The organism is Ruegeria sp. HKCCD7255 (assembly GCF_013031565.1).
In the GTDB taxonomy this organism is placed as follows: domain Bacteria; phylum Pseudomonadota; class Alphaproteobacteria; order Rhodobacterales; family Rhodobacteraceae; genus Ruegeria.
Genome location: NZ_WQAG01000032.1, coordinates 1 through 1,731 on the forward strand (window position 1 = coordinate 1; position 1,731 = coordinate 1,731).

Consider the following 1,731-nt stretch of genomic DNA (forward strand, 5'->3'; position numbering starts at 1 on the left):
GAATGCCTCAACGAACACCTGTTCCCGTCATCGCGCCATGCCTGCCGCACAATTGCGGCATGGCGCGCCGACTACAATCACCACCGCCCACACTCGAGCCTCGACGGGCTCACACCGTGGGAGTACCACCAACGGTCAAGAGAGGACCAAACACTGAGCAGAGCTAACTAAGAAACGCGGACTCCAAAGGGAGCAGGTCAACAGCCACCTGCAAAGCTGAAGAATGCTATAGAGTTAGGTTGCTAGCTGCTATATTCATCTCAGTATCAAAAGTTTGTCACACGACTGCGCGCAATAGACCTTCGTTCATAAACCCTAGTACCTGAGACATCTCTTCGCGGAGTTGTTCATTGCGCTGACTGTCCTGAAAGCGCTCAATAGAAAGGAACCCTTCTAAATCGAACTCTGGATCTATCGTGGATAGTCTTCGAATAGCCCGTTTCAACCGCTCTGTATCATCCAAATGCAAAGCGGCGGCGGCTCTGTACGCGGCGGCGCGACGGGTAAGTCGCGGGAATGCCGTTGCCGCCTGGAAACAAGCTTCCCAATCTCTTAGTGTGTAATGTGCAATTACTCCAACTTCTCGGCAGTACTCCGGAAGGTACGGATCAAGTGCTTCGGCACGCCTTTGAAAAACAAGCCCCTTTTCCCCATCGCCTAAGTAATTGTGAACATTTCCCGCGTGGGCGACAATATATGCGTGGTTTGGCGTTATTTCGAGCGCGCGCGAGTAATGATAAAGTGCATTGTCAAAGTCTTCCTTGTACAAAGACAGTGACCCCATGATCCTGTGGACTTCAGCATCATTGCTATCTAACTCTAACGCCCGACGCCCCATTTCCCAGTAAAGATCGTCATCTTTTATCCCAAGCCATTCGTCCCGCGTTGCGACGGCGCAAGCCAACCATGCTTGAGCTCTGCCGAACGTCGGGTCTTTTTCCAAAGCCTTTTTCAACCACTTCATTGCGGTTTCAGCATTCTCGCGCGTGACACCACCAATGCGGTGATGGTGAAGCCCACGTTTCAAGCAATCGTAAGCGGCCATGTCACTGGTCGGTTTTTCCCTGGCCGATTTTTCTGCTTGTTGTTCGACACGTCCTGCGACGGCGGCTGAGATTTTGGCAACCATATCGTCCTGAACATCAAACAGTTCGTCCACTTCGCAGTCATAATTCTCAGACCAAACTTGAGCACCGCTAGACCCGTCAAAAAGACGCGCTGAGACCCTGACGCGTTCGCCCAAAACACGTACGCCACCCTCGACGGCGTAACGAACTCCCGTTTCTCCGCAAATCGTATCGGGCGAACAATCGCGCTCTTCCAAAGAGAAGCTAGCGTTTCGTGAAATCACGAATAACTCGGTGAATCGCGAGAGTTCTGTGATCACATCTTCTGTGAAACCTTCTGCAAAATATTGTTGCTCTGGATCTGTACTGCGGTTTTGGAACGGAAGAACGATTACACCATTGTCGCGTTGCTGGGGTTTAGTAGCCTGTGTTTGAGGCAACCCCTTTGTAAGCATACAACTATGCAATCCGAGATCGCCCTCGACTGAATAAAGCTCGACTGCTTCGTCGATGTTTTTGAAACGCCGGTGACCAATTGGCTTGAACCGAACTTGCGCGCCGCGTTTAGCCTGTTCGAAAACGGCGTGCGAGACCAAAACCCCGCCCGGCTCAGCCTCTGCTTCGATCCGCGCAGCAATGTTCACGCCGTCTCCAAGCAGATCTT

2 protein-coding genes are annotated in these 1,731 nt (G+C 51.9%); one reads left to right on the top strand and one right to left on the bottom strand.

Annotated features, from left to right (window positions below; genetic code table 11):
* The coding region (locus tag GOX45_RS21880) for an integrase core domain-containing protein (protein WP_171104082.1) at positions 1-171 on the top strand (171 nt) is incomplete at its 5' end.
* Between the two features lie 106 nt (positions 172-277).
* On the opposite strand, the gene GOX45_RS21885 is transcribed toward GOX45_RS21880, so the two are convergent.
* Positions 278-1,731, bottom strand: a 1,454-nt coding sequence (locus GOX45_RS21885) for an adenylate/guanylate cyclase domain-containing protein (protein WP_217350625.1), incomplete at its 5' end; no start/stop codon positions are given.